Source organism: Acidisphaera sp. L21, from assembly GCF_009765685.1.
Classification (GTDB): Bacteria; Pseudomonadota; Alphaproteobacteria; order Acetobacterales; family Acetobacteraceae; genus LMUY01.
This window is the reverse complement of the sequence record NZ_LMUY01000151.1, coordinates 60,094-85,206: the sequence shown is the minus strand read 5'-3', so window position 1 is coordinate 85,206 and position 25,113 is coordinate 60,094. Positions and strand designations below refer to the sequence as shown.

The window sequence follows — 25,113 nt, the reverse complement described above, 5'->3', positions numbered from 1 at the left end:
AGTTAAGTTTTGCCTATTATGTCATGCAGGTCTCGATGAGGCGAGACTTGACCTATGCTTTTACGGCGCCGAAATCATGTGCAACGAAGATAGAAAAGCGAGCGACCATGACGGAAGGTGCCACGACACCATTGCCGGTGCGGCTGGATGGTCTGCGGGTGGCGATCACCGCCGGAGCCGGTGGAATCGGCCGGGTCATCGCCGACAGCTTTGCCGCAGCCGGCGCCCGTCCCTATGTCTCCGACATCGATGAGGCTGCACTCGCCACGTGTCCATACCCATGTATGATTGCCGATGCGGCCAAGTCCGGCGACCTCGATCGCTTCATGGATGCCGCCCTGGCCGAACTGGGCGGGCTGGATGTGCTGGTCAACAATGTCGGCATCGCCGGCCCAACCAAACCGGTCGAACAGCTTGACCCGGCGGAGTTGGACGCGACGTTGCAGATCTGCCTTGCCAGCCAGTTCCATTGTGCCCGGCGTGCGGTGCCGGCGCTGCGTGCAGCGGGCGGCGGCTCGATCATCAACCTCAGTTCCGCCGCCGGGAAGTTTGGATTCGCCTTACGCTCGCCCTACGCCGCGGCGAAATGGGGCGTGGTCGGATTCACCCGCAGCCTGGCGATCGAATTGGGGCAGGACGGCATTCGCGTAAACGCTTTGCTCCCCGGCCTGGTGGAGGGGCCGCGCATCCGAAGCGTCATCCGCAACAAGGCGCTGGCGCTCGGCGTCGGTGACAATGAACAGACCGAACGTGCGCTGCTGCCCGTCAGTCTGCGATGCTTCGTCACGCAGCAGGATATCGCAAATATGGCGCTATATCTTGCCAGCCCATTCGGCGCCACGATCAGCGGACAGGCACTGAGCATCGATGGCGGCATGGAAAGCCTATCATAGGTCAATCGCTCACCGTCCTTATGTTGCCGTGCCTACTTCCGTCTGCCGGACTGCGCTCGTAAACCGGGGGGATGAGCGCATCCACCCTGCAAGACGGCGTACCCCTGCCGCAGCGATATTGGGCCGTGTTGACCATCGGGCTGGCTGTCGCGATGGCGGTGATCGATGGGGCGATCGCCAACATCGCGTTGCCGACCATCGCCATCGATATGCACGCCACGCCCGCCGCCTCCATCTGGGTGATCAACGCGTACCAACTCGCCGTCACCGTCTCGTTGCTGCCGCTGGCCTCGCTGGGCGAAATCCACGGCTACCGCCGGGTGTATCAAACCGGGCTTGCGGTGTTCACCATCGCCTCGCTGGCCTGTGCGATGTCCAACTCGCTGGCGATGCTGACGGCGGCGCGCGTGTTACAGGGGCTGGGCGCCGCCGGGATCATGTCGGTGAACTCTGCGCTCACCCGATACGTCTATCCGCGTTCGATGCTGGGTCGCGGCATGGGCATCAACGCGCTCATCGCCGCCACCTGCTCGGCTCTCGGCCCGACCGTCGCCTCCGGCATCCTCGCCGTATCCACCTGGCAGTGGCTGTTCGCGATCAATGTGCCCTTCGGCCTCATCGCCTTTGCCATCGCCAATCGCACCCTGCCATTGACCCCGCGCGGCAACAGCCGGTTCGACGTCGCCAGCGCGGTGTTGAATGCGCTCACCCTCGGGCTGCTCGTGCTGGGGGTGGATGGCTACGCCCATGGCGAGGGCATCGTCGGGACGTTGATCGAAGTGGCCGTCGCCATCGTGCTCGGCGTGTTGCTGGTGCGGCGGCAACTGGATCGCTCGGCTCCGTTGCTGCCGGTGGATCTGCTGCGGATCCCGCTGTTCCGCATGTCGATCATGACGTCCATCCTCTCCTTCGCCTCGGCAACGCTAGCCTTCGTGTCGCTGCCTTTTCATCTCCAAGGCACGCTTGGCTGGACCGCGACGCAAACCGGGTTGCTGATGACGCCCTGGCCGGTCGCGACCGCGATCATGGCGCCGATCGCCGGGCGCCTGGCCGATCGCTATTCCGCCGGCATATTGGGCGGCATCGGCATGTCGACTTTCGCCGTGGGATTGCTGTTGCTGGCCACCATGCCGGTGGATGCGGGGCCCGTCGGCATCGGGCTGCGCATGGCGATATGCGGCCTCGGCTTCGGCTTCTTCCAATCGCCCAACAACCGGGCGATCGTCACCTCGGCGCCCTTGCACCGCTCTGGCGGGGCCAGTGGTATGCTGGGCACGGCCCGGCTACTGGGACAGACCTTCGGCGCGGCGCTGGTGGCGCTGGTGTTCAGCCTGGTGCAGCGCGGGGTGACGATCACGCTGCTGGTCGCCGCCGGTTTCGCCGCCTGCGGGGCCTTGGCCAGCCTGATGCGGCTGCGGGCCGGCCAGCCGGTTAGGGGCTCTTTGCCTGCGAAAACGACACCCGAACGGTAACGATGGTCCCGCCCTCGGTCCTGCCGACGCTGATGGCGTCGCGGGACCGGGCCAACGCCGCGATCAACCGCATGCCCAGGCTGGCGCCGCTCCCCGGCTTGTAGTCGTCGGGAAAGCCAGCGCCGTCATCCTGCACACTGATGTCGACGCCGAGATCGGTCTTGCGCACCCGCACGGCAATGGCGCCTGCGCCGTATTTCAGGGCGTTCGTGATCATCTCCACCGTGATCAGCCCGACTGGCGTCACGTGTTCCGACGGCAGCTTCATCGGATCGACGTCCAGCGCGATCGGCCGTTCCGCCATCGCAGCGCCAAGCGACTCGCTCATATCGGCCATGAGCCCCTCGAGGTAGGAGGCAAGTTCCACCCGTTCGACCGCCCCCTCCTCGTGCAGGCGACGATGCACGGCGGCGATCGACATGATTCGGCTGGCAGCTTCCTGCAGGCGGGATTTCTCGCTGCCATCCGGAATGCCGCGGGCTTGCAGATGCAGCATCGTATGGACCAGTTGCAGATTGTTCTTCACCCGGTGATGAACCTCCTGCATCAGCATGTCCTTCTGCTGCAGCAACTCCTGCTGGACGACGCTCTGGCGTTGCCGGGTAATGGCGGCGGACAAAATATTTGCCAGCGCCTGCATGAACGACAGATCGTGGACGGTGAATTGATACCGGTCGGAGCTATCGGCCTCCAGCACGCCGAAGGGCAGGCTGCCCTCCACCTCGATGATGACGTTGATCGCGCGATGGATGCCGTGCTCGGCCAGCACCGCCGGCGTGCGAAACCGCGCCTCCTGCGTCAGATGATTGGACACGACGGGCATCTTGGTGCGCAACGCGAACCCTGCCGGGCTGGCCAGATCCGCACCCAGCGCCACGCGACCGACGACGCCCTCGCGCCAGCCAACGCCGTTGCGCAGCAAGAAATCCTGTGTGGTGGGGCGATATTCCAGCACCTTGGAATACGCGGTGTTCAAACCCTTCGCCGCGACCTCGCAGGCCTGGTCCAACACGCTGTCCAATTCGGCGCCACGGAAGGCAAACATGCCGAATGATGCGACGAGTTCCTGTTGTTGTAACCGGACCGTCAGCTCGATCTCTGCCACGGACCGTGGTTCGGCAGCCCGGCTCATCACGTTGAGGTCCTCCGCTCGGCCCGCACAGCACGTGATAGCATTGCTATAACTTCAAATCTAGGTGATTACCGCGGACGCTGACAAGACTCAACACTCTGTTGCAGTAAATAGACAGCGCACCAACAAGTCCCATGGCCCACCAAGATAGCGCCACAGCGCCAGCCCGATGACGGCGCCGCGCTCGACTTGGAATGTCGCCTGCAATTTGGCAAAAACGCGCTTTGCCTCATCCGGCGCTGCCTTATTTTGCACGGTGATGTGCGGGGACCAGACCCGGCGATCCTGCGGCGTCAACCAGGGCTCCCACGCCGCTGCGAGGTGCTCTCGGATGTCCGAGACCGCACTCATATCCAACAGATAAGCAGTGCCAAATCCCAGAAAGCGCAACCTGGTTGTGGCGAAAGGGCAGGGCGCCCGCCCCTCACACACCGTCGCCACAAGGCGGCTGATGGATGCCTCCTCCGCGCCCGGCAACTGGTGGAATAGGGTGACGTGCGCCGGCACCTGGTTGCGCTCCGGCGGGAATAGATGCTGCCGCGCCACCTGGAATCGGTCTTGTGAGACGGGGTCCAGCAGCGCGGTCAAGATCAGCGACGGCAGCGCGCCGCCCGGCGTCAACGGCCTTTGAACACGGGCGGGCGCTTGTCCACAAAGGCCTTGGCGGCTTCCCTGTGGTCCTCGGTCAGGTAATTCCGGGCCTGGCCAAGTGCCTCCATGTCCAGCACCGTCTGCATCGGCTCGGTCTCGGCCGCATGCAGGTTTCGCTTCATGTACGAGAACGCGACCGTTGGCCCGCTGGCGATCTGCCGGGCCATGGTCATGGTCTCTTCCATCAGCACGGCGTCATCCACCACGCGCGTGACCATGCCCAGGCGCTCGGCCTCGGCCGCGTCCACCGGCGTGTTCAGGTAGTACATTTCCCGTGCTTTCGCCGTCCCGACCAGCCGGGTCAGTGACCAGGAGCCGCCGAAATCGCCGGAGAATCCTACGGCTGCGAAGGCGGTACGGAATTTGGCGCTGCGGGCGGCAATGCGAAGATCACAGGCCAGCGCCAGCCCCATGCCGGCACCAGCCGCCGGGCCGTTCACTGCGGCGATCACCACCTTTCCGATGGTCCGCAGCAGCCGCACCGATTCGTGCTTGCCGCGTAGGCCCTCCTGCCGTTCCTCCATGGTCGTCTCGACCGCGCCGGCCATGCGCTTGACGTCGCCGCCGGCGCAGAAGCCGCGCCCCGCGCCCGTCAGCACGATGCAGCCGACCGCCGGGTCGGCACCCAGCCGGGTCAGCGCCGCAATCAGCCCGCGCACCATGTCGTCGCTCAGCGCGTTCAGCCGATCGGGGCGGTTCAACGTCAACACAGCAACGCCGCCGTCGATGGTCTCAAGCAAGTCGGACATTCTCAGGCCTCCAGAAGCAGCTCCCGTAACCGGGCTTGCCGCGTTGGGCCAAGGTCGAGCGCCTCGGCCAAATAGGTGTCGATCGAGCCATATTGCCGGCGCGCAGCATCGAACGCCGCGGTCAGCAATAACGGATTGGCCCGCAACAGCGATTCGCGCACGGATGCGGGCAGGTCGTCATTCGGCACCGTGTCGCGCCGCCACAGGGTGTTCGTCGCCTCGAAATCCGCAACCACGATGTCCCACGGCACGCCCAGCATGGTCAGCAGCATCGCCGCGCCGAACCCGGTGCGGTCCTTCCCGGCTGAGCAGTGGAACAACAGCGGCATCCCACCCTCCAGCAACAGGCCGAACAGCCGCTGATATTGCAAGTTGCTGGACAGCGCGTAGGCGGCGTAGGCGCGTTCCAGCACTGCGAACAGCGCCTCGCCAGTGGCTTCCTTGGTCGCCAGGATATCGCGCAGCCCGGCGCCCACGGTCGGTTCGATCGGCAGCGCCACGATCGGCACGTCCCGGATTACCGTCGGCGCCCGCCCACTTTCCTCCGCCCCGCGGAAATCGCAGATCGTGCGCAGGCCCAATGCCTGGATGGTGGCCAGGTCCGCCTCGGTCAGCTTGGCCAGCGCCGCCGAGCGAAACACCAGCCCGCGCCGCACTCGCCTGCCATCCGATGTTCGATAGCCGCCAATATCCCTCACATTGGAGGCGCCTTCGAGAACGATCGAGTGGGGCGGGTCGATGTCTGGCATATCCCAGGCGTAGCCGATCTTTTCGCCCCCGCCAACCAGACCAACCGCGTGCACACCGTCCTGGCATCCGATGCGCGCCGGGTCGCCGCGCCTCGGTTGGACCACGGCGAGGTCGGAATGACGGTGCAGTGCCGCCCGGTGGCCGAGATCCTCGCGGGCCTCGGCAGCGGCATCCTGCCCCAATCCATGCAGGTGTCTGGCGTTCTCCTGGCGCTTTCGGCCGCCGGACGTATCCGCCTGTAAGCCTAGCGGCGCGCCACGCGACGTGGGGCAGGCCGGCCCCGGCGCACGGCCGCACCCGGGGACGGGATGGACGCCGGCGTGCTGCGAGCTATCGGCGCCTCTGCCGTCTTGCACACGTCATCGTCGCCAGTGCCGAATTGGATCGTGGGCAGCAGCGCCGCCGGCGGGAACAGCACGCCGAGCCCGATCGCAGCCCCGCCACGGAGCGCCAACGGACCAATATGCGGCCGGATCCCGGGACTGCTCAGCTTGCCCTTGATGTCGATCGGCGTCGGCAGCGAGCCAACCGAGAAATGCTTCGTCGCCGTGGACAGAGTGTAGTCGATCGTCTCGTCGGCCAGGTTGACACCACCCGTGCCCTGCACCCGCGCCTCGCTCGTGTCCAGGATCATCGTCCGCGTGCTCATCTGGCCCTTGTTCAGCACGAAATCCGCCGCGAAGCACTGCAGATCCGCCCGCTGCGGAATGCCCAGCGCCGACAGAATGGCATTGCCAAATGCCAACCCGGCGATGTCGACCAGCAATGCGCTCAGATTGCCGCCGGACATTCCCAGCTTCAGCCCGCCATCGCCATGTCCCAGCAGAGATGCCAGGGAATCACCGGTCGAATCCAGCCGCGCACTCCCGCTCATCGCCCCTGCACCCTCGACCAGGTGCGTAGCCGACAGCAGCCGCGCCAGGTCGACGCGCTTGAACTCGACGCTCGCATTCGCCTTCACGTTCTTGCCGACCGGCTGCAGGTCGGTGGCGATCGCGATCTGCCCGGTGCCCACGCCGAACGACAGCGGGTTCAGCACCACGCGACCGTTTGTGATGTCCAGATTGGCGACGATATTATCCAACGGAACCGACCGCCCCTCGATATGCGCACCCTTGTACCGCAGCTTGACGTCGGCCATGTTCAGCTTCGGCAGGTTGATCGGCGTGTCCGGCAGGATGCGGTCGCTCGATTCCTTTTTCGCCAATTCGGTCTTCTGCTGCGCGCTCTGGTTCGCCTCGCCCTTGCGCCCGGGCGTTTCGCCGATGAATCCGCCCAGATCGGCCAACTCTACCCGGCGGGAGAACAAATTCGCGTCCACGAACGGCCGCTCCCGCGTCGGATCGACCAGGATGTCGCCGTTGAGGTCGCTATTGCCCAACCGCCCGGTAAACCCGGTGAAGCGCACCTTCTTATCGGCATAATCCAGCTTGCCGGCGATCGAGTAGGCCGGCGTCTCCGGAATCGGCACGCCGGTCAGCGGCGTCAGCAGCGCCATGTCCGGCCCGCTGAATTGCAGCTTCAAATCCGCGCCGGCGAAGTTCAGCGGGTTCTTCACCGAGCCTGTCAGCACCACCCGCGTCGGGCCGTTCGCGATGTGCAGATCGATAGGGTAGGGCTGCGACGTGTCGCGCAACGACAGCAACGCGCCGCCGACCAGTTCACCTGTAATCGGCTGGTTCGCGTATCGCCCCTTCGCCTTTACCACGATCTGCCCGGCATTAGACCCGCCATCGCCCGCCGCCGCACCTGCCCGGGTCGCGATGTCCAGGTCGAAATTCGCCTTCACTTTGGCGATCTCCACATGGGCAGAGCCATCTTTGATCACCAACTGGCCGATCTTCGGCCCGGCATCCGGGTCGGCCGGCTTGTCGGTTGGCGTGGACGAACTGGCAGGCGCCGGCCAATTCGCTTCGCCCTTGGCATTCTGCTCCGCATCGATCACCGGCTTGTCGACGACAATCTGCGGAATGACGATTTGGCGCGTGTGAATATACGCCATGACGTCCGCTTGCACCGTTAGACGATCCGCAGTGGCGAAGGGCTTGTCCGTCTGGTAACCGTCCGCGCTGGCAATCTTTACGCCGTCCAGGACGACGACCGTGGTGCGGCCAAGCTGCACATGGAGATGCTGCGCCGTCACCTTGCGACCTAGCGCCGAGCTGGCCTGCGCATCGACGATCGGCAGGAACCAGTCCCAATCCCACAGCGCCACAGCCGCGACGGTCGCCACCACGACCGTGCCGAGCACATAGGCCCAGATATGGCGGCTGCGGCGGGGTGGGGCTGGCATGGTGTCGCTGGGCATGGGACGCGAACGCCCCCCACCGCAGCCGGTTGCAGGCAGTCGCGCGCCCGCGCATGTTACCGTCAACTGTATCGGGAGCCCGGCCATGATTTACGAACTTCGCATCTATCACTGCCTACCAGGCCGCCTGCCCGCGCTCCTGAAGCGCTTCGAGAGCACGACCCTCGGTATCTGGGAGCGCCATGGCATAAGGCAGGCCGGTTTCTGGACCACCTTGATCGGCAGTTCCAACATGACGCTGACGTACATGCTCGCCTGGGAGAGCCTTGCCGAGCGGGAGCAGAAGTGGACCGCCTTCCAAGCCGACCCGGAATGGAACACCAAGCGAGCCGAATCTGAAAAGGATGGCCCCATCGTGGCCAATATCGTCAGCGAATTGATGGTGCCGACCGCGTTCTCCAGCGTGCGTTGAGCCGGGCGGCGACCCGGCCGCCGCGCCGGGCGTAGCGCGATGCAGCTATTCGAACTCGTCCTGGTGTTGCTGCTGACCGGGGCGGTCCTGACCGTGATCGCCCAGCGCATCGGCACGCCCTACCCGGCGCTGCTGGCGGTCGCCGGCGCCGCGCTGGCGCTGCTGCCCACCGGCGCCGACCCTGGGCTGGACCCGGAACTGGCCTTGGCCCTGTTCGTCGCCCCCACCCTGATGGATGCGGCCTTCGACGCCTCGCCCCGGGACCTGAAGGCGAACTGGCGCCCCGTCACCAGCCTGGTGCTGATCGCAGTCGGCGTCACGGTGATCGCGGTCGCGATCGTGGCGCGGCTGCTGGTGCCGGACATGCCCTGGGCGGTCGCGATCGCCCTCGGCGCCATCGTCGCCCCGCCAGATGCCTCCGCCGCCACCGCCGTGCTGCGCCAATTATCGCCACCGCACCGGGTCATGGTGATCCTGGAGGGCGAGAGCCTGCTGAACGACGCCAGCGCGCTGCTGATCTACCGGGTCGCGCTGTCGGCCGTCGCGGGCGGCGCGTTCTCCATCTGGATGGCCGGGTGGCTGTTGCTGGTCACCTGCCTGGGCGGCGCCGTGCTTGGCTTCGTCACGGCACGCCTCTACCTCCTGCTGGTCCGCCCGGCGCACGATATTGCCGTGTCCGTCGTCACCCAATTCGTTGGCACCTTCGCCGTCTGGATCCTGGCCGAGCGGCTGGGCGTCTCCCCCGTCATCACCACCGTGTTCTACGCCATCACCATCGCCCGCCTGGCCCCCGGCCGATTGGGCGCCGAACACCGCCGGGCCTCCTACGCGGTGTGGGAGGTCGCGGTGTTCGTGCTGAACGCGCTGGCCTTCATTTTGATCGGCCTACAACTCCGCGGTGTGCTGGAACGGCTGCACGGTCACGCCGCGGAGTTCGCTATCTTTGCGGGGTCTATCCTGCTGACCTGCGTGCTGGCGCGCATGGCCTGGGTGATGGGTTTCACCACCCTCATGCGGAAATTCAGCCGCAACGGCACGATGCGGGCGCCGGCTAATGGCGCCTTCGTCGTTTCCTGGTGCGGCATGCGCGGCATCGTCACGCTGGCAACCGCCCTGGCATTGCCCGTCGCAGTCGGCGACACGCCGGCCTTTCCCTATCGCGATCTGCTGGTCGCCGCCGCGTTCGCCGTGGTTTTGGGCACGCTGGTCATCCAGGGCGTCACGCTGGCCCCACTGCTCCGCTGGATGCGCCTGGACGATGACGGCGCCATCACCCGTGAGTTGTCGCTGGCCCGGCACGAAGTCTCCTCCGCCGCCCTGCTGGTGCTGCACGCCGCACCCGGCCAGCACGCTGCCGCCCTCTTGGCGGAATTCGAGGACGCTGGCACCTCCCAGGCCGACCGCCACAACCTTACCCTGCAGGTGATCGCGGCCAAACGGCATCGCTTGCTGGAACTACGCCGCAGCCTGGTCATCGGCGACAGCACGTTCCAGCATCTGGAGGAGGAGCTGGATTGGGCCGAGGGCCACACCCTCCGCCGCCTCCGCTCGGCCGGCTAGCCCATCGCCTGCTCGCCTCTGGAATGTGACAAGCCCCGCTGCCCCTGCCTAAGCTGAGCTCGTCATGTTCACCAACTTCGTCCTCTCGCTGCGCCAGGCCGGCGTGCCCGCCTCCATCATGGAGTATCTCGCCCTGCTGGGCGCGATGCAGACCGGTGTGGCCGATTACAGCGTGGACGATTTCTACTTCCTCAGCCGCGCCGCCTTGGTGAAGGACGAGCGGCACCTGGATCGGTTCGACCGCGTGTTCGCCACCTGCTTCAAGGGCCTGGAAGCCACCAGCGAACCAGGTGCCGAAGGCGTCTCCGCCGAGATCCCGGAAGAATGGCTGCGCCGCCTGGCCGAAAAACTGCTGACCAAGGAAGAACAAGCCCAAATCCAGGCCATTGGCGGCTTCGAAAAGCTGATGCAAACCCTGCGTGAGCGCCTGGCCGAGCAGAAGGGACGCCACCAAGGCGGCTCCAAATGGGTCGGTACGGCCGGCACCTCGCCCTTCGGCGCCTATGGCTACAACCCCGAGGGCGTCCGCATCGGCCAGGACACCAGCCGCAACCGCCGGGCGGTGAAGGTGTGGGACAAGCGCGAATTTCGCGACCTGGACGATTCCGTCGAACTTGGCACCCGCAACCTCAAGGTCGCACTGCGCCGCCTGCGCCGCTTCGCCCGCACCGGTGTGCCGACCGAACTCGACCTGCCCGGCACCATCCACGCCACCGCCTCCAACGCCGGCACGCTGGACCTGCGCATGCAGGCGGAGCGACGCAACACCGTGCGTGTGTTGCTGTTCCTGGACATCGGCGGCTCGATGGACGATCACGTGAAGACCTCGGCCGAGCTATTTTCCGCCGCCCGCAGCGAGTTCAAGCACCTGTCGTTCTTCTACTTCCACAACTGCCCCTACGAGCGGGTGTGGACCGACAATCGCCGCCGTGCCGAAAGCTCCATCGCCACCACGGAATTGCTGCGCACCTACGGCGCCGATTACCGCGCCATCTTCGTCGGCGATGCCACGATGAGCCCGTACGAAGTCGCCATGAAGGGCGGCAGTGTCGAGCATTGGAACGAGGAACCCGGCAGCGCCTGGCTCAACCGCATGACCGCGCACTGGCGCCGCAGCGCCTGGCTGAACCCGACGCCGAAGCCGGATTGGGGCTACACCCAGTCGATCGGCATGATCCACGCGCTGATGGAAAAGCGGATGTTCCCGCTGACCGTCGCCGGCCTGGACGACATGGCCCGCGAACTAACCCGCTGAGCGGCTAAGCCGCGTCATCCAGCCGCAGAATCCAGGCAATCTTGCCAGTTGGGTTATGCGCCATGGTGATCGTCATCGGGGTGACGGCACCTTCACTGTCCAGCACCACGCCGTGGCAAAACAGCTTGCCGTCGATCCTTCCCAGCGTCGCCATCTGCGACACTGCCACCATCTTCAATGCCCGTGACTGTGCAGCCTCCGTGGCATTGAAATTGGTCACCAGCGCATCGACCACCATGCGCTCAGCGCAAGGATTAGACGATGCGGCGGCCGGCTGAAGCGACATACCCACCACCAGCGCTACCGCCAACATCCCCGGAATAGTCACGCGCTGCATCATGCTTCTGCCTAAAAGACGTTCACTCCTTAAATTTGTATCAATGCTTCATGTAAGCAACAAGTCTCTGTGGGTGAGATTCGCCTCAGATCACGCGTTTGTTCCTAAGCGCCCCAATCTCCGCCTCCGACAGCCCCAGCCGCTCCGTCAGCACCGAATCCGTGTGCTCGCCGAGCATCGGCGGCGGCAGGCGATAGCCGACCGGCGTCTCGCTCAGCCGCACCGGGTTTGCGATGACTTTGACCCCGTCCGGAGTCGCGGCGTGCGGCATCTGCACCACCACGCCGCGCGCCACCGCCTGCGGGTCGGCGAAGACCTGCTCCAGCGTGTTGATCGGGCCGCAGCCCACCTTCAGCGCCTCCAGCTTCTCCATCCACCAGGCCGTCGGATGCTGCTTCATCACCGGGTTCAACGTCTCGGTCACGAAAGCGCGGTTCGCCACGCGGGCGGCGTTGGTGGCAAACCGCGGATCTTCCAGCAGATGCGACAGCTCGAACGCATCGCAGAACCGCTTGAATGTCGGGTCGTTGCCGATCGACAGCACCATGAAGCCATCCTCGGTCGGCACTACCTGATAGGGCACGATGTTCGGATGCTGATTGCCCAGCCGCGCCGGGTTCTCCCCGGTGGCCAGGTAGTTCATTCCCTGGTTCGCCAACCAGGCCACATGCGTGTCCAACATGCCGATATCGACCTGCTGGCCGGCGCCCGTCGCATCGCGGTGACGCAGGGCAGCCATCACGCCGATGCAGCCGTATAGCCCGGCGAACAAATCCGCCACCGGCACGCCGACCTTCTGCGGCAGCCCGTCCGGCTCACCCGTCAGGCTCATCACGCCACCCATCGCCTGGATCAGGCTGTCATAGCCGGGGCGCGGCGCATACGGCCCCGTCTGCCCAAACCCGGTGATCGAGCAATAGACCAGCCGCGGGAATTTCGCGTGCAATTGCTCGTAGCCCAGGCCGTATTTCGCCAGCGCGCCGACCTTGAAGTTTTCCACCAGAATATCGGATTGCTCGATCAGCCGCAGCGCCAACGCCTGGCCCTCCGGCGTGGCGATGTCCAACGTGACCGACCGCTTGTTCCGGTTCACGCCGACGAAATACGCGCTCTCCTGCGTGCCCGGCATCACCGGCGGGGCGAACCCACGCGTGTCGTCGCCGCTGCCGGGCTTCTCCACCTTGATCACGTCCGCACCCAAATCGCCCAGCATCTGCACGCAGGTCGGCCCGGCCAACACCCGCGTCAGATCGAACACCGTCACACCATGCAGTGGACCCTGAGGCTGCTCCATTCACGCGCTCCCGCTTGCCCGGCCCGCATCACGGGGCCATTGTCATCATTCGGCTTACAAGCAGACCGCCTTGGGAGGCAAACCGATGCTGGACCGTCCGCAATCCACTGCCGAGGCCCCGATCCTCGACGAGCGCCGCCTGGCCCAGGCAATGTCCGGCCACCATTTGATCGGCGGCCGCTTCGTGCCGCCGAAATCCGGCAAGACCTTCGCCGTGGTCAACCCCGCCACCGGGGAGGAGATCGGTCGCGCTGCCGAGGGAGATGCCGCCGACGTGGACGCCGCCGTGCAGGTCGCCGACGCCGCGCAGAAGGAATGGGCCAAGATGGCCTCCCGCAAGCGCGGCGCCCTGGTCAGCCAATGCGCCGCCCTCCTGCGCGAGCATGTGGAAGAACTCGCCCGCCTCATCGCGCTCGAAACCGGCAAGGCCCTGCGCACCGAAAGCCGGGTCGAGGCGAACACGATCGCCGACATCTTCGAGTTTTTCGGCGGCCTGGGCGGCGAGTTGAAGGGCGAAACCGTGCCTTTCGCCCCGAACGTGCTTTCCGTGACCATCCGCGAGCCACTGGGCGTCGTCGGCGCCATCATCCCCTGGAACGTGCCGATGCTGCTGATGGCGCTGAAGGTCGCCCCAGCCCTCGTCGCCGGCAACGCGGTGGTGGTGAAGTCGGCCGAGGAAGCACCGCTGACCGTGCTCCGCGTCTGCGAGCTGGTGAACCGCATTCTGCCCCCCGGAATCTACAACATGCTGTCCGGCTTCGGCCCGGAATGCGGCGCCCCCCTGGTGGCCCACCCGAAGGTGCGCAAAGTCACCTTCACCGGCAGCGTCGAAGTCGGCCGCATCGTCTCCAAGGCCGCTGCGGAAAAGCTGATCCCGGTTACGCTGGAACTGGGCGGCAAATCCCCCATGCTGGTCTTCGCCGATTGCGATTTCGAGAAGACGGTCGCCGGCGCACTCACCTCGATGCGCTTCACCCGCCAGGGGCAAAGCTGCACCGCCGCCAGCCGCATCTACGTGGAACGCCCGATCTTCCAGCGCTTCGTCGATGCGATGGCGGAGCGTGTGGACGCCATGGTCATGGGCGACCCGCTGGATGAGAAGACCGATATCGGCACGATCATCAGCAAGGAACAATTCGGCAAGGTCCAGAAATACATCGACCAGGGCAAGGCCACCGCGGGTGCCGACGGCCGCGCCTGTTCCGCCATGCCCAGCGACCCGGCGTTGAAGAAGGGCCTGTTCATCCGCCCCCATATCTTCACCAATCTGCCGGACGACAGCCCGCTGGTGCAGGAAGAAATCTTCGGCCCCGTCACCTGCATCTTCCCGTTCGACGAGGTGGAGGAAGTGCTGGCCAAGGCGAACGGCACCGAATACGGCCTCGCCGCCTCCGTCTGGACCAACAACCTCAAGGTCGGGATGGAACTGGCGCATCGGCTGGAGGCCGGCCTCGTACAGCTGAACCAGAACCTGGTCGTGCAGGCCAACCTGTCCTATGGCGGCGTCAAAAGCAGCGGCCTCGGCAAGGAAGCCAGCCTAGAAGCCATGTTGGAGCATTTCATGCATAAGAAGACCATCATGGTGAATTACGCCTGACATGGCCAAAGAGTGGGACATCCCGTCGGAGCTTCAGCCCGACTCGGCTGATTACAGCTTCGACCTCGACAAGGTGCTCAGCGCCGTCGTGGGCCTGCGCGCCACCGCACCGTCCGACGCCTTCACCGCCTCCGCCCTCGGGACGGAGCGGGAGGGTTCGGGCGTGGTGATCGGGGATGATGGGCTCCTGCTCACCATGGGCTACCTGATCACCGAGGCGGAGACGGTCTGGATCACTTCCGCCGACGGCAAGGCGACGCCGGGCCACGCGCTCGCCTTCGATGGTGAGACCGGGTTCGGCCTGGTGCAGCCGCTGGGCAAGCTGAACCTGCCGAAGCTGGAATTCGGTGAGAGCGCCGGGGTCAAGCTGGGCGATTCGGTGCTGTTCGCCTCCTCCGGCGGTCGCCGCCGCGCGATCGAGACCAAGGTCGTCGGCCGGCAGGAATTCGCCGGCTATTGGGAATACCTGCTGGACGAGGCGATCTTCACCGCCCCGGCCCATCCCTTCTGGGGCGGCGGCGCGCTGATCGGCCAGGACGGCAAACTGCTGGGCGTCGGCTCGCTGATCCTGCAGCAGGGCGACGGCAAGGGCCGCCGGCACGACATGAACATGATCGTCCCGATCGACATGCTGGCGCCGATCCTGGGCGATCTCCGCCGCTTCGGCCAGGTGAACCGCCCGGCACGCCCTTGGTTGGGCGTCTACGCCATGGAAGATGACGAAACAGTGGTGATCGGCGGCCTTGCCGATGGTGGCCCGGCCGATCGCGCCGGTCTGCGCACTGGCGACCACGTGCTGTCGGTCGAGGACGAGGAAGTGACCGATTTGGCCGGCCTGTGGCGCGGCGTTTGGGCCTGCGGGCCGGCCGGCTCCAAGGTGACGCTGATGGTACGCCGCGACGAACGCCAACTCCCCGTCAGCATCGCTACGGTGGACCGCCGGACGCTGCTGAAATCTCCCCGAATGCACTGACCACAGTCAGCCAAGGACGTCCCATGACGAAGATCGCTGTTCTCGACGACTACCAGGGCGTCGCGTTCGACTACGCCGATTGGGCGCCCGTAAAAACCCGCGCGGACATCTCGATTTTCCGCGACAACCTCGCCGACCCGGATGCCCTGGTTCAGCGCCTGCTGCCATTCGACGCCATCGCCGTCATGCGGGAACGTACGCCGCTGCCCCGTGCCATTCTCGAGCGTTTGCCGAACCTCAAGTTCATCAGCTCCACTGGCGCCCGCAACGCCTCGATCGACATGGCGGCGGCGAAGGACCGCGGCATCGCCGTCAGCGCCACCGGCTACAACGCGTCGGGTGCGATCGAGATGACGTGGGCGCTGCTGCACGCCGCTGCCCGGCACATCCCGGAAGAGATCGCCTCCTTCCGCAATGGCGGCTGGCAGGTCGCGGTCGGCGCCGATCTACGCGGCAGCACGCTGGGCCTGATGGGATTGGGCAGTATCGGCAAGGCCGTGGCCAAGGTCGGCTTGGCCTTCGGCATGAACGCCATCGCCTGGAGCCAGAACCTGACCGCCGAGGCGGCCGCGGCCGTTGGCGTGCGCCTGGTCGACAAGGAAACCTTGCTGAAAGAGGCGGATTTCCTGACCGTGCATCTGGTGCTGTCGGATCGGAGCCGCGGTATCATCGGTGCGCCGGACCTGGCGCTGATGAAGCCGACGGCATGGCTGGTCAACACGTCCCGCGGGCCGCTGGTCGATGAAGCGGCGCTGATCGACGTGCTGGAACGCAAGGCGATCGCCGGCGCCGCGCTGGACGTATACGACGTCGAACCGCTGCCTGTGGATAACGTGCTACGCACGCTTGGAAATGTGGTGGCCTCGCCACATGTAGGCTTCGTTACGTCAAAGACTTATGCGATATTCTTCAAGGACACTGTGGAGAATTTGGTCGCTTGGATGGACGGGTCGCCGATCCGGGTGATGTAACGGCGGCCGGGGCACCCCCCCGGCTCTTTTCGTACGGGCGCGCCCTCGGCGCACCGCTGGCACTGTGGCTGATGGCGGCTTCCCAGCCGACGCCGGCCCAGCTGACCCTGATAGAACAGAAGCGCGCGGCCGAACTCGCCGCCAGCCGCGCCGCTGCCGCCCGCCAGCATCAGGCGGAGATCGACGCAAAGCGCCTGGCCCAGGCCCGCGTCACCACCACCGCCTCCCTCCGCACGCTGGAACAGGCCACTGCCGACGCCGCCACGACCATGAGCGACCTGGCACGCCGCCGGGCCGAGGCGGAGTCGCGATTAGCCGCCCGCTCCGCCGAACTCGGGCCGTTGCTCCCGTTGATCGAGCGCTTGTCGCTCTACCCGGCGGAAACCCTGCTGGCGGTGCCCGGCAGCGCCCAATCCTCGCTGACCGGGCTGCTGGTGCTGAAAGGCATGGCCCGCCAGTTGGAGGCCGATGCCGAGGCAGTTCGGGCCGAACAAGCGGAGGTAACGCGGCTGGCGGAGGCGATGGCCATGCAGGAGCGCCATCTGACCGCCGCGCAAGCCGCCCAATTTGCCCAGGCGGCCGGGCTGGACCAGCAGATTTCCGAAGCCAAGGCCCGCAGCAAGGACGCCGAGGACGCTGCGGCCGCCGCCGCCCAGCGCGCCGCCGACCAGGCCGGCCAGGCCGAGACGCTGCGCGCCGCGCTCACCCAGCTCGACACCACCCGCCGCCAGGATGAGGCGAAGGCCCGGGCCGACGCCGCCCTGGCCGAGCGTCAGCGCCAGGACGCTGCTGCCGCCGATGCCCGGCGCAGGCAACTGGCCCTGGCGCAGCCCGCAGGCCCCGGCCTCGGCGACGCGAAAGGCCAGGTCGGCGCGCCAGTTGCCGGCAGCGTGGTCAAGGCATTCGGCGAACCCGGCGACGCCGGTACCACCAGCGGCATCTCCTACGCCGTGCCCCCGGCCGCTCGCGTCTCCGCCCCGTGCGATGGCAAAGTGGTCTTCGCCGGCCCGTTCCGCTCCTTCGGCCAGCTGATGATCGTCGATTGCGGCGGCGGCTACCATTTCGTGCTGGCTGGGCTGGACCGGCTGGACGTCGCCGTCGGCCATCCGGTTCAGTCTGGCGAACCGGTCGGCGTCATGCCATCCTGGGATCCACGCAGCACCGCGAACCGGCCGCTGCTGTATTTGGAGCTGCGCCAGAAGGGTCAGCCCATTAATCCTGCGCCATTTTTACGCGGTCGCTCGTGACGGTGGCACAGAGACACTCTATGTGCGAGGCTGACGGTTGTGTTCCGCGCCGTGCGGGCGCCGAGGGGATTTACGCATGAAGTTCCGTTCCGGGCTGTTCGTGGGCGCCGCATTCATCGCCGGCGTCGCCGTCGGCCCCGCCAGCGGCCTGCTCACCGGCACGCCGATCTGGGCGATTGGCACGGCGCAGGCGCAGAACGCCAGCGGCAAGACCGACACCTACAACCTGCTGCGGCTGTTCGGCGATGTGTTCGACCGCATCCGCGCCGAGTATGTGGAGCCGGTGAACGACCGCGACCTGGTCGAAAACGCGATCAACGGCATGCTGACCGGGCTCGACCCGCACAGCTCCTACATGAACGCCAAGTCGTTCCGCGACATGCAGGTGCAAACCCACGGTGAGTTCGGCGGTCTGGGCCTGGAAGTGACGCAGGAAAACGGCATCATCAAGGTCGTCTCCCCAATCGACGACACGCCCGCCGCCCGCGCCGGGATCAAGGCCGGCGACCTGATCACCACCATCGACAAGACCACGGTCCAAGGCCTGTCGCTGAACGACGCCGTCGACAAGATGCGCGGCCCGCCAAACAGCCCGATCCATCTGGTGATCAAGCGCGAGAACGTCGACAAGCCGATCGAGCTGACGCTGAACCGCGAAGTCATCCGCATCCAGGTGGTCAAGAGCCATTTGGAGGGCGATATCGGCTACGTCCGGCTGACGCAGTTCAACGAACAGACCGACTCGGGCCTTCGCGCCGCCGTGGCCAAGTTCCGCCAGCAGATGGGCGACAAGTTGCACGGCATAGTGCTGGACTTGCGCAACAACCCCGGCGGGCTACTGGATCAGGCGGTCAGCGTCTCCGACGACTTTATCGAGCAGGGTGAGATCGTTTCCACCCGCGCCCGCCATCCGGAAGACAGCCAGCGCTGGAACGCCAAGCCCGGCGACATCACGGGCGGCCTGCCGGTCGTGGTGCTGACGAATGGCGGCAGCGCCTCCGCCAGCGAGATCGTCGCCGGCGCGCTGCAGGACCATCACCGCGCGGTCATCCTGGGCCAGCGGACCTTCGGCAAGGGCTCGGTCCAGACCGTCATTCCGCTGCCGGGCAATGGCGCCATGCGGCTGACCACGGCGCGCTACTACACGCCATCGGGCCGGTCGATCCAGGGCCTGGGCATCACGCCAGATGTGCCCGTCGCCGCCAGCCGCACCGAGACCGCGCATTTCGGGCCGGAGCGGGAGGCCGATCTGAACCATGTGCTCACCAACGAGGGGGGCACGCCCAACACCCCGGCCGCTCCGCGCGCGGACCTGCCGCCGATCGCCAGCTCCATCCCCAAGCTGCCGCCGGAAAATTGGCCCGCTTTCGACGCGACCAAGCCGGAGACGGACTTCCAATTGCAGCAGGGTCTGGCGGTGGTGCGCGCCATGTCCACGCAGCAGCAGCGCCACGCCGACCGCTAGCGTTCGGGGCGCGCCGTGGCCGGGGTGAAGCCTCCCCGAATGATGGTGGGCGGCAAAGGCTGGCGGACGCTCGGCATCGCTTGGGCAGCCATCCTGGTGGTGGTCGCCGCCGGTGGCGGCACGCTGCAATATCTCGGCCCGCCCACCGGCCACCCGGCGCCCCACCCGGCCGAGGCGCATCCGGTTGCTGCGGGGCCCGAGGCCGCACACCGCGCCGCGCACCCCGTCGCGGAACCCCATGCGCCGGACGCCCCCCACGCCGAATCGGCCACCCGCGTCGCTACGCCGCCCGGCACGATTCCCGGGCCCGATCCAGCCCTGCAAGAACCCGCGCCGGACTTCCCGGGCGCGAAGCTGCCGCGGCTTGGCCCGGACGGCCGGACCTCCATGCGGGTCTATGCCCGGCCCTTCGACGCGTCGGATAAGCGGCCTCGGGTTGCGCTGCTCGTTGTGGGCTTCGGCATGTCCGACACCGATAGCCGCGCCGCCATCGCCAGCCTGCCGCCCGCCGTCTCGCTCGGCATCTCCCCCTACACGAAGGACCCCGCCCCCCTGCTGGCCGACGCCCGCGCCAAGGGGCACGAGTATTTCGTCACCCTGCCGATGGAGAGCCAGGGCTACCCGCTGAACAATTCCGGCGTCCGTGCACTGATGACCGGCGTCGACCAATCCGATAACGACCGCAACCTGGAATGGGCACTGTCCCGCATGCAGGGCGAAGTCGGCTTGACCGGTGCGTCCGACGGCCTGCGGGGGGAGCGGTTTGCCGCCTCCACCGTCGCCATGGGCGCCGTGCTGAAGCAATTGGCCGATCGCGGGCTGATGTATGTCGACCCCCGACCTAGCACCGCCCCCGGCAAGCCGGCTGGCCCAATCGTCACCACCACGCTGGTCATCGACGACCTGCAGGAGCCCGCGGAGATCGATGCCCGCCTCGCCGAGTTGGAAAAACGCGCCCGCGACGGCGACCGCGTGCTCGGCCTGGTCGGCCGCGTCCGCCCGGTGACTACCGAGCGAGTGCTGAATTGGGCGCGCGAGCTAGACGCGCGGGGTGTGGCGCTGGTACCCGTCAGCGCATTGCTGGCACGGAACGTCACGAAATGACCGAGTTACCCTACCGCCCCAATGTCGGCGCCGCCCTGTTCAACGCGCGTGGACAGGTCTTCGTCGCCCGCCGGGCCGATCTGCCGAATGCCGAGGGCGCACCCGGCGGCTGGCAACTGCCCCAGGGCGGCATCGACGAGGACGAGGACCCACGCGGCGCCGTGTTGCGTGAGTTGGAGGAGGAAGTCGGCACCGCCAAGGCCACCATCATCGGCGAACACCCGGACTGGCTCACCTACGACCTGCCGCCGGAACTGATCGGCCGCGCTCTCGGCGGCAAATACCGCGGCCAAAAACAGCGCTGGTTTGCCCTACGCTTCGACGGTCAGGATTCCGACATCCGGCTGGACCTCGACCCGCACCCCGAATTCGACGCTTGGCGCTGGGTCGATCTGGTCGAACTCCCAGCCCTAGCCGTCCCGTTCAAGCTCGAAATCTACCGGGTGCTGGCCGTGTCCTTCGCCCGCTTCAGCGCCGGGGCGGCGTAGCCGATAGCGGCACGGCGGCCTCGCTACGGCTGCCGTGCATCTCCGCATAGGCGCGCGTGAACTCCGCCCCCAGCAGGAAGATCTGCGACGAGTAATAAACCCACAGCAGCACGATCGCGAGCGCCCCGGCCGCGCCGAAGCTGTTGGCGACCGCCGTCGTGCCCAGGTAGATCCCGATCAGCGTCTTGCCGATATCGAACAGCAGCGCCGTGACGACGGCGCCGATCCCCACATCCTTCCAGTGCAGCCGCCGGTCGGGGAGGATCTTGTAGATCGCCGCAAACAGCACCGTGGTCAGCGCGAACGAGATCGCGAAGTTCAGCACCCGGATCAGCAGCGCCGCCTCCGGCAAAAAGCCGCCGACATAGGTTTGCACGGCGGCAATCGCCGTGCTCACCACCAGGCTCACCATCATCAGGAACCCCAGCGCCGCCACCAACCCCAAACTCGTCGCCCGCGCCCGCACCAGCCGACCCACCGTCGTCCCCTTCGGCTCCGCCCGCCAGATCGCGTTCAGGGCCGACTGCATCTCCCCGAACACGCCGCTGGCCGTCACCAGCAGCGTCACCGCGCCGATGATGGTGGCCTGCGTGCTGGACCCGCTCAGCCAGGCGCTGCGCACCATCCCCTGGATCGCCACCGCGGCATCATGGCCCATCAACCCCTGGATCTGCCGTGCCAGGGCCCCCTGCGCCGCGTCCTCCCCGAACGCCATCCCAGCGATCGCCACGATGATGACCAGCACCGGCGCCAGCGAAAACACCGTATAATACGCGATCGAGGCGCCCCGGCTCAGCGCGTTATCCTCGATGTAGCCGTTGACGCTTGCCTTGATCAGAGTCCAGGTGTTGCCCAGCATGCGCGCGATCCGTTGCTTCGCTTCGGCAACGGCGAACGCGCCGATCGGGTTGCAGGGGAGCAGGTATTGGATCGTTTCAAGAGCACGGAAAGCTACATCGCCTCCCGCGACCTGGAGGTGGCGGTCAACGCTGCCGTCGCCCTGCAGCGCCCGCTGCTGATCAAGGGCGAACCCGGCACCGGCAAGACCGTCCTGGCGCACGAGGTCGCCAAGGCGTTCGGTCGCGACCTGATCGAGTGGCACATCAAATCCACCACCAAGGCGCAGCAGGGTCTCTACGAATACGACGCCGTCTCCCGCCTGCGCGACAGCCAGTTGGGCGACGCCCGCGTGGCCGACATCTCCAACTACATCGTGCGCGGCAAATTATGGGACGCGTTCGACGCGGACGAGCAGGCCGTCGTGCTCATCGACGAGATCGACAAGGCGGACATCGAATTCCCCAACGACCTGCTTCTGGAACTCGACCGCATGCAGTTCCACGTCTACGAGACGCAGAAGACCATCTCGGCCAAGCATCGCCCCGTGGTGATCATCACCTCCAACAACGAGAAGGAGCTGCCGGACGCCTTTTTGCGCCGCTGTTTCTTCCACTACATCCGCTTCCCCGACCGCGACACGATGGACCGCATCGTCGAGGCGCATTACCCCGGCCTGCAACAGGACCTGGCGCGCGAGGCGCTGAATGTCTTCTTCAAGATCCGCGAGATCCCCGGCCTGAAGAAGAAGCCCGCCACCAGCGAATTGCTCGACTGGCTGAAGCTGCTGATGATCGAGAGCATGCCCGCCGAGGCGCTCCGTTCCAACGACCCCCATTTGGTCATCCCCCCGCTGCACGGCGCACTGCTAAAGAACGAGCAGGACGTGCATCTGTTCGAGCGTTTGGCCTTCCTGAACCGCCGCGGCAGCTGATGATCGGCCGTCGGGCGCTCCTGGCGGCCGGGGCAGGGTTGCTGGCAGCGGCCGCCCCGGACGGGTTGCCCCAGGTCTTTGCCGCAATCGAGGCGCGTCGTGGCGGACGCCTGGGCGTCGCCGTGCTGGACACCGCGACCGGCCGCACCGCTGGCTACCGGCAGGACGAGCGCTTCCCGATGTGCAGCACCGCCAAGCTGCCGACGGCCGGCGCAGTCCTGGCGCATGTCGGCGTCGCCGGCTTGCAGCGCCGCATCCATTTCCCGAAGCACGATCTGGTCGTCCACTCCCCTTTGACCGCGCCCCATGCCGACACGGACGGCATGACGCTGGACGCCATCTGCGCCGCCGCCCTGAGCCAGAGCGACAACACCGCCGGCAACCTCATGCTGCACATCATCGGCGGCCCCGCCGGGCTCACGAGGTATCTCCGCACGCTCGGCGACGAAATGACCCGGCTGGATCGCTGGGAAACCGCATTGAACGAGGCAAAACCCGGCGACGTCAGAGACACCACCACCCCCGCCGCGATGCTCGCCGACATCCAGGCGCTCACACTCGGCCACGCGCTCCCCGCACCGGCCAAGGCGTCCCTGCTGGGCTGGCTGCGCGGCAACCAGGTCGGCGACGCCCGCCTGCGTGCCCGCTTGCCCCCCGGCTGGCAGGTGGCGGACAAGACCGGCACCGGCGACTTCCGCACCAGCAACGACGCCGGGCTGCTATTCCCGCCCAACGGCGCCCCGCCGATCATCGTCGCCGCCTACCTCACCGAGGGCTCGGCCGACGATGCCGTGCGGGAAGCCGCGCTCGCCGATGTCGGTGCCGCGGTCGCGGCCTGGGCCTAGAACCGAAAGGACGCGCCATGACGGTGTCGAACGACGACGAGTTGGCAGGGTTGAAGCGGATCGGCCGCATCGTCGCCAACACGCTGGCGGCGATGGGCCAAGCCATCGAGCCCGGCATCACCACCCGCGAACTCGACCAGATCGGGCGGGACTTCATGGAGGGAGCCGGCGCCCGCTCCGCGCCCGAGCAGGTTTACGCCTTTCCCGGCGCCACCTGCATCAGCGTCAACGAGCAGATCGCCCACGGCATCCCCGGCGACCGGCGGATCCGCCCCGGCGACCTGGTCAACATCGACGTGTCCGCCGAAATGGACGGCTACTTTGCCGATACCGGTGCCTCATTCGCCGTCCCGCCTGTAACGAGCGCGGTGGAGCGTCTGTGCCGGGACGGCCGCCGTGCGATGTGGACAGGCCTGCGCCAGGTCGGCAGCGGCAAAAAGCTGGCGGGCATCGGCCATGCCGTCGGCGCCTTCGCGCGCCAGAACGGCTACACGCTGGTCCGCAACCTCGCCAGCCACGGCGTCGGCCGCTCCCTGCACGAGGCGCCGACCGAGATCGCCACCTGGCCCGACGCCTCCGATCGCCGGATCATGCAGGACGGCCTGGTGTTCACCGTGGAACCGTTCCTCTCCTTCGGCGCAGAATTCGCCGACACCCGCGAGGATCCCTGGACCCTCTACAGCCAGCCCAGGGCGCTCACCGTCCAATACGAACACACCGTAATCGCCACCCGCAACGGACCGTTGATCCTCACCATGCCGGGCTAGCGGGGGCGTCTAGCCCGTTCGCTCCGCCAACGCCCACGCGGCCTCCGCCAGCTTGCGAAACTTCGTGCCGATGTTCAGCGCCCTGGCATCCGCCGCATTGCCATCCAGTGCCCGGCGATACACACCCGCCGCAATGGCCGCCCAGCGGAACAACGAGAACACGATGAAGAAATCCAATTCCGGCACGCCCGCGCGCCCGGTGCGGCGGCAATAGGCGGCGACATACTCTGCCTCCGACGGAATGCCGGTCATGTCGGCGCCAATCAGCCCCTCCATCGTCACCGGCAGCCGCCACGGGATGCAGTTATACGCCAAATCCGCCAGCGGATGGCCCAGCGTCGACAACTCCCAATCCAGCACCGCGACGACCCGTGGCTCCGTCATGTGAAAGATCAGGTTGCCCAGCCGGAAATCCCCATGTGCGATGGAGGTTTCGTCCTCCTTCGGCGTGTGCGTCGGCAGCCACGCCATCAGCCGATCCATCTCCGGCACGTCCCCGACGTTGGAGCCGACATATTGCTTGCTCCATCGGTCGATCTGCCGGGCGACATAGGCTTGCGGGCGGCCGAAGCTGCCCAACCCGGCTGCCTGCCAATCCACCCCATGCAACGCCGCCATCACGCGGTTCATGTCGTCATACATCGCCGCCTGGTCGGCAGCCGGCACGCCCGTCAGCGTGCGGTCGGCGAAGATGCGGCCGGGCACGTTGTCCATCACGTAGAACATCGTGCCGATCACGCTGTCGTCCCGGCACAGCAGCCGCATCGGCGCCACCGGCACGGCCGACCCGGCCAGGGCCGACTGCACCGTATACTCCCGGTCCACCGCATGCGCGGACGGCAGCAGCGTGCCTGGCGGCTTCTTCCGCAGCACGTATTCCGCACCCGGCGTGTGCAGATGGAATGTTGGGTTCGACTGCCCCCCCTGGAACTGCCGCACCGTCATCGGCCCGGCAAAGCCCGGCAACTCCGCCGCCAAATACGCCGCCAACGCCGCCTCGTCGAACATGTGGTTGGCCAGCGGCGGCACCAGCACCGGCGCGCCGATGATGCCCGGCGCGTTGCTCACACTG

At 66.7% G+C, this 25,113-nt stretch carries 25 protein-coding genes; 16 read left to right on the top strand and 9 right to left on the bottom strand.

All coding sequences use genetic code 11. From position 1 onward, the window contains the following. Nucleotides 1-107 precede the first annotated feature (107 nt). Both GSQ76_RS28820 and GSQ76_RS28815 read left to right on the top strand, forming a co-directional pair. On the top strand, nucleotides 108-893 hold the full coding sequence (locus GSQ76_RS28820; protein ID WP_174247420.1) for an SDR family oxidoreductase: 786 nt from the start codon (nucleotides 108-110) through the stop codon (nucleotides 891-893). 71 nt (nucleotides 894-964) lie between these two features. Continuing rightward, nucleotides 965-2,365, top strand: a complete 1,401-nt coding sequence (locus tag GSQ76_RS28815; RefSeq protein ID WP_158747519.1) for an MFS transporter — start codon at nucleotides 965-967, stop codon at nucleotides 2,363-2,365. On the opposite strand, the gene GSQ76_RS28810 is transcribed toward GSQ76_RS28815, so the two are convergent. From GSQ76_RS28810 to GSQ76_RS28795, 4 genes are all read right to left on the bottom strand, one after another. After that, the gene (locus tag GSQ76_RS28810) at nucleotides 2,325-3,497 is read right to left on the bottom strand and encodes a sensor histidine kinase (RefSeq protein WP_158747518.1); all 1,173 of its coding nucleotides are present in this window, start codon (nucleotides 3,495-3,497) and stop codon (nucleotides 2,325-2,327) included. The two genes, GSQ76_RS28815 and GSQ76_RS28810, sit on opposite strands and share 41 nt — an antisense overlap. A gap of 90 nt (nucleotides 3,498-3,587) precedes the next feature. Then, the gene (locus tag GSQ76_RS28805; protein ID WP_158747517.1) at nucleotides 3,588-4,118 is read right to left on the bottom strand and encodes a 2'-5' RNA ligase family protein; all 531 of its coding nucleotides are present in this window, start codon (nucleotides 4,116-4,118) and stop codon (nucleotides 3,588-3,590) included. Next, nucleotides 4,115-4,897 (bottom strand): enoyl-CoA hydratase, encoded by a 783-nt coding sequence (locus tag GSQ76_RS28800; RefSeq protein WP_158747516.1) that lies wholly within the window; start codon nucleotides 4,895-4,897, stop codon nucleotides 4,115-4,117. Before GSQ76_RS28800 ends, GSQ76_RS28805 begins: the two co-directional genes overlap by 4 nt. Nucleotides 4,898-4,899: 2 nt before the next feature. Continuing rightward, nucleotides 4,900-5,646 (bottom strand): tyrosine-protein phosphatase, encoded by a 747-nt coding sequence (locus tag GSQ76_RS28795; protein ID WP_254070699.1) that lies wholly within the window; start codon nucleotides 5,644-5,646, stop codon nucleotides 4,900-4,902. Between GSQ76_RS28795 and GSQ76_RS28790 the strand changes: the two genes are divergently transcribed. Next, nucleotides 5,623-5,889: a hypothetical protein gene (locus GSQ76_RS28790; RefSeq protein ID WP_158747514.1), complete on the top strand. Its 267-nt coding sequence runs from the start codon at nucleotides 5,623-5,625 to the stop codon at nucleotides 5,887-5,889. The two genes, GSQ76_RS28795 and GSQ76_RS28790, sit on opposite strands and share 24 nt — an antisense overlap. 2 nt (nucleotides 5,890-5,891) lie before the next feature. Here the strand turns inward: GSQ76_RS28790 and GSQ76_RS28785 are convergent, their stop codons facing one another. Next, complete coding sequence (locus tag GSQ76_RS28785; RefSeq protein ID WP_158747513.1) at nucleotides 5,892-7,955, bottom strand: AsmA family protein; 2,064 nt, start codon at nucleotides 7,953-7,955, stop codon at nucleotides 5,892-5,894. Between the two features lie 85 nt (nucleotides 7,956-8,040). Between GSQ76_RS28785 and GSQ76_RS28780 the strand changes: the two genes are divergently transcribed. The 3 genes from GSQ76_RS28780 to GSQ76_RS28770 all read left to right on the top strand — a co-directional run bounded on the left by GSQ76_RS28780 (nucleotide 8,041) and on the right by GSQ76_RS28770 (nucleotide 11,182). Next, the gene (locus GSQ76_RS28780; RefSeq protein WP_158747512.1) at nucleotides 8,041-8,367 is read left to right on the top strand and encodes an NIPSNAP family protein; all 327 of its coding nucleotides are present in this window, start codon (nucleotides 8,041-8,043) and stop codon (nucleotides 8,365-8,367) included. 39 nt (nucleotides 8,368-8,406) lie between these two features. Beyond that, on the top strand, nucleotides 8,407-9,927 hold the full coding sequence (locus tag GSQ76_RS28775; protein WP_158747511.1) for a sodium:proton antiporter: 1,521 nt from the start codon (nucleotides 8,407-8,409) through the stop codon (nucleotides 9,925-9,927). A gap of 64 nt (nucleotides 9,928-9,991) precedes the next feature. Continuing rightward, nucleotides 9,992-11,182 carry a VWA domain-containing protein gene (locus tag GSQ76_RS28770; RefSeq protein ID WP_158747510.1) on the top strand — a complete coding sequence of 397 codons (1,191 nt, stop codon included), beginning with the start codon at nucleotides 9,992-9,994 and terminating at the stop codon, nucleotides 11,180-11,182. A gap of 4 nt (nucleotides 11,183-11,186) precedes the next feature. On the opposite strand, the gene GSQ76_RS28765 is transcribed toward GSQ76_RS28770, so the two are convergent. Together GSQ76_RS28765 and GSQ76_RS28760 are read right to left on the bottom strand one after the other, a co-directional pair. After that, nucleotides 11,187-11,522 carry a hypothetical protein gene (locus GSQ76_RS28765; RefSeq protein ID WP_158747509.1) on the bottom strand — a complete coding sequence of 112 codons (336 nt, stop codon included), beginning with the start codon at nucleotides 11,520-11,522 and terminating at the stop codon, nucleotides 11,187-11,189. Between the two features lie 82 nt (nucleotides 11,523-11,604). Then, nucleotides 11,605-12,813 carry a CaiB/BaiF CoA-transferase family protein gene (locus GSQ76_RS28760; RefSeq protein WP_158747508.1) on the bottom strand — a complete coding sequence of 403 codons (1,209 nt, stop codon included), beginning with the start codon at nucleotides 12,811-12,813 and terminating at the stop codon, nucleotides 11,605-11,607. An 85-nt stretch (nucleotides 12,814-12,898) separates the two neighbouring features. On the opposite strand from GSQ76_RS28760, the gene GSQ76_RS28755 reads away from it, so the two are divergent. From GSQ76_RS28755 to GSQ76_RS28725, 7 genes are all read left to right on the top strand, one after another. Beyond that, nucleotides 12,899-14,410 (top strand): aldehyde dehydrogenase family protein, encoded by a 1,512-nt coding sequence (locus GSQ76_RS28755; protein ID WP_158747507.1) that lies wholly within the window; start codon nucleotides 12,899-12,901, stop codon nucleotides 14,408-14,410. 1 nt (nucleotide 14,411) lies between these two features. After that, a complete protein-coding gene (locus tag GSQ76_RS28750; protein WP_158747506.1) occupies nucleotides 14,412-15,383 on the top strand; it encodes a S1C family serine protease in 972 nt (323 codons plus the stop codon). 23 nt (nucleotides 15,384-15,406) lie between these two features. Continuing rightward, on the top strand, nucleotides 15,407-16,354 hold the full coding sequence (locus GSQ76_RS28745; RefSeq protein ID WP_158747505.1) for a D-2-hydroxyacid dehydrogenase family protein: 948 nt from the start codon (nucleotides 15,407-15,409) through the stop codon (nucleotides 16,352-16,354). Then, nucleotides 16,321-17,601, top strand: coding sequence for a murein hydrolase activator EnvC (locus GSQ76_RS28740; protein ID WP_158747504.1), 1,281 nt, complete (start codon nucleotides 16,321-16,323; stop codon nucleotides 17,599-17,601). Before GSQ76_RS28745 ends, GSQ76_RS28740 begins: the two co-directional genes overlap by 34 nt. A 76-nt stretch (nucleotides 17,602-17,677) precedes the next feature. Continuing rightward, a complete protein-coding gene (locus GSQ76_RS28735; protein ID WP_158747503.1) occupies nucleotides 17,678-19,066 on the top strand; it encodes a S41 family peptidase in 1,389 nt (462 codons plus the stop codon). Between the two features lie 15 nt (nucleotides 19,067-19,081). Beyond that, on the top strand, nucleotides 19,082-20,170 hold the full coding sequence (locus GSQ76_RS28730) for a divergent polysaccharide deacetylase family protein (protein ID WP_158747502.1): 1,089 nt from the start codon (nucleotides 19,082-19,084) through the stop codon (nucleotides 20,168-20,170). Beyond that, complete coding sequence (locus GSQ76_RS28725) at nucleotides 20,167-20,658, top strand: RNA pyrophosphohydrolase (RefSeq protein WP_158747501.1); 492 nt, start codon at nucleotides 20,167-20,169, stop codon at nucleotides 20,656-20,658. The genes GSQ76_RS28730 and GSQ76_RS28725 overlap by 4 nt, the downstream gene beginning before the upstream one ends. On the opposite strand, the gene GSQ76_RS28720 is transcribed toward GSQ76_RS28725, so the two are convergent. Continuing rightward, on the bottom strand, nucleotides 20,639-21,517 hold the full coding sequence (locus GSQ76_RS28720) for a YihY/virulence factor BrkB family protein (protein WP_158747500.1): 879 nt from the start codon (nucleotides 21,515-21,517) through the stop codon (nucleotides 20,639-20,641). The two genes, GSQ76_RS28725 and GSQ76_RS28720, sit on opposite strands and share 20 nt — an antisense overlap. 66 nt (nucleotides 21,518-21,583) lie before the next feature. Here GSQ76_RS28720 and GSQ76_RS28715 point away from each other — a divergent pair, with 66 nt between their 5' ends. Genes GSQ76_RS28715 through map form a run of 3 tightly spaced genes read left to right on the top strand, consistent with a single transcriptional unit; the run spans nucleotide 21,584 to nucleotide 24,041 of the window. Beyond that, nucleotides 21,584-22,429, top strand: coding sequence for a MoxR family ATPase (locus GSQ76_RS28715; RefSeq protein WP_158747499.1), 846 nt, complete (start codon nucleotides 21,584-21,586; stop codon nucleotides 22,427-22,429). Then, nucleotides 22,429-23,274 (top strand): class A beta-lactamase, encoded by an 846-nt coding sequence (bla, locus tag GSQ76_RS28710; protein WP_158747498.1) that lies wholly within the window; start codon nucleotides 22,429-22,431, stop codon nucleotides 23,272-23,274. Before GSQ76_RS28715 ends, bla begins: the two co-directional genes overlap by 1 nt. A 17-nt stretch (nucleotides 23,275-23,291) precedes the next feature. Next, nucleotides 23,292-24,041, top strand: coding sequence for a type I methionyl aminopeptidase (map, locus tag GSQ76_RS28705; RefSeq protein ID WP_158747497.1), 750 nt, complete (start codon nucleotides 23,292-23,294; stop codon nucleotides 24,039-24,041). Nucleotides 24,042-24,050: 9 nt separating this feature from the next. On the opposite strand, the gene GSQ76_RS28700 is transcribed toward map, so the two are convergent. Next, complete coding sequence (locus GSQ76_RS28700) at nucleotides 24,051-25,109, bottom strand: phosphotransferase family protein (RefSeq protein WP_254070698.1); 1,059 nt, start codon at nucleotides 25,107-25,109, stop codon at nucleotides 24,051-24,053. Nucleotides 25,110-25,113: the final 4 nt, after the last annotated feature.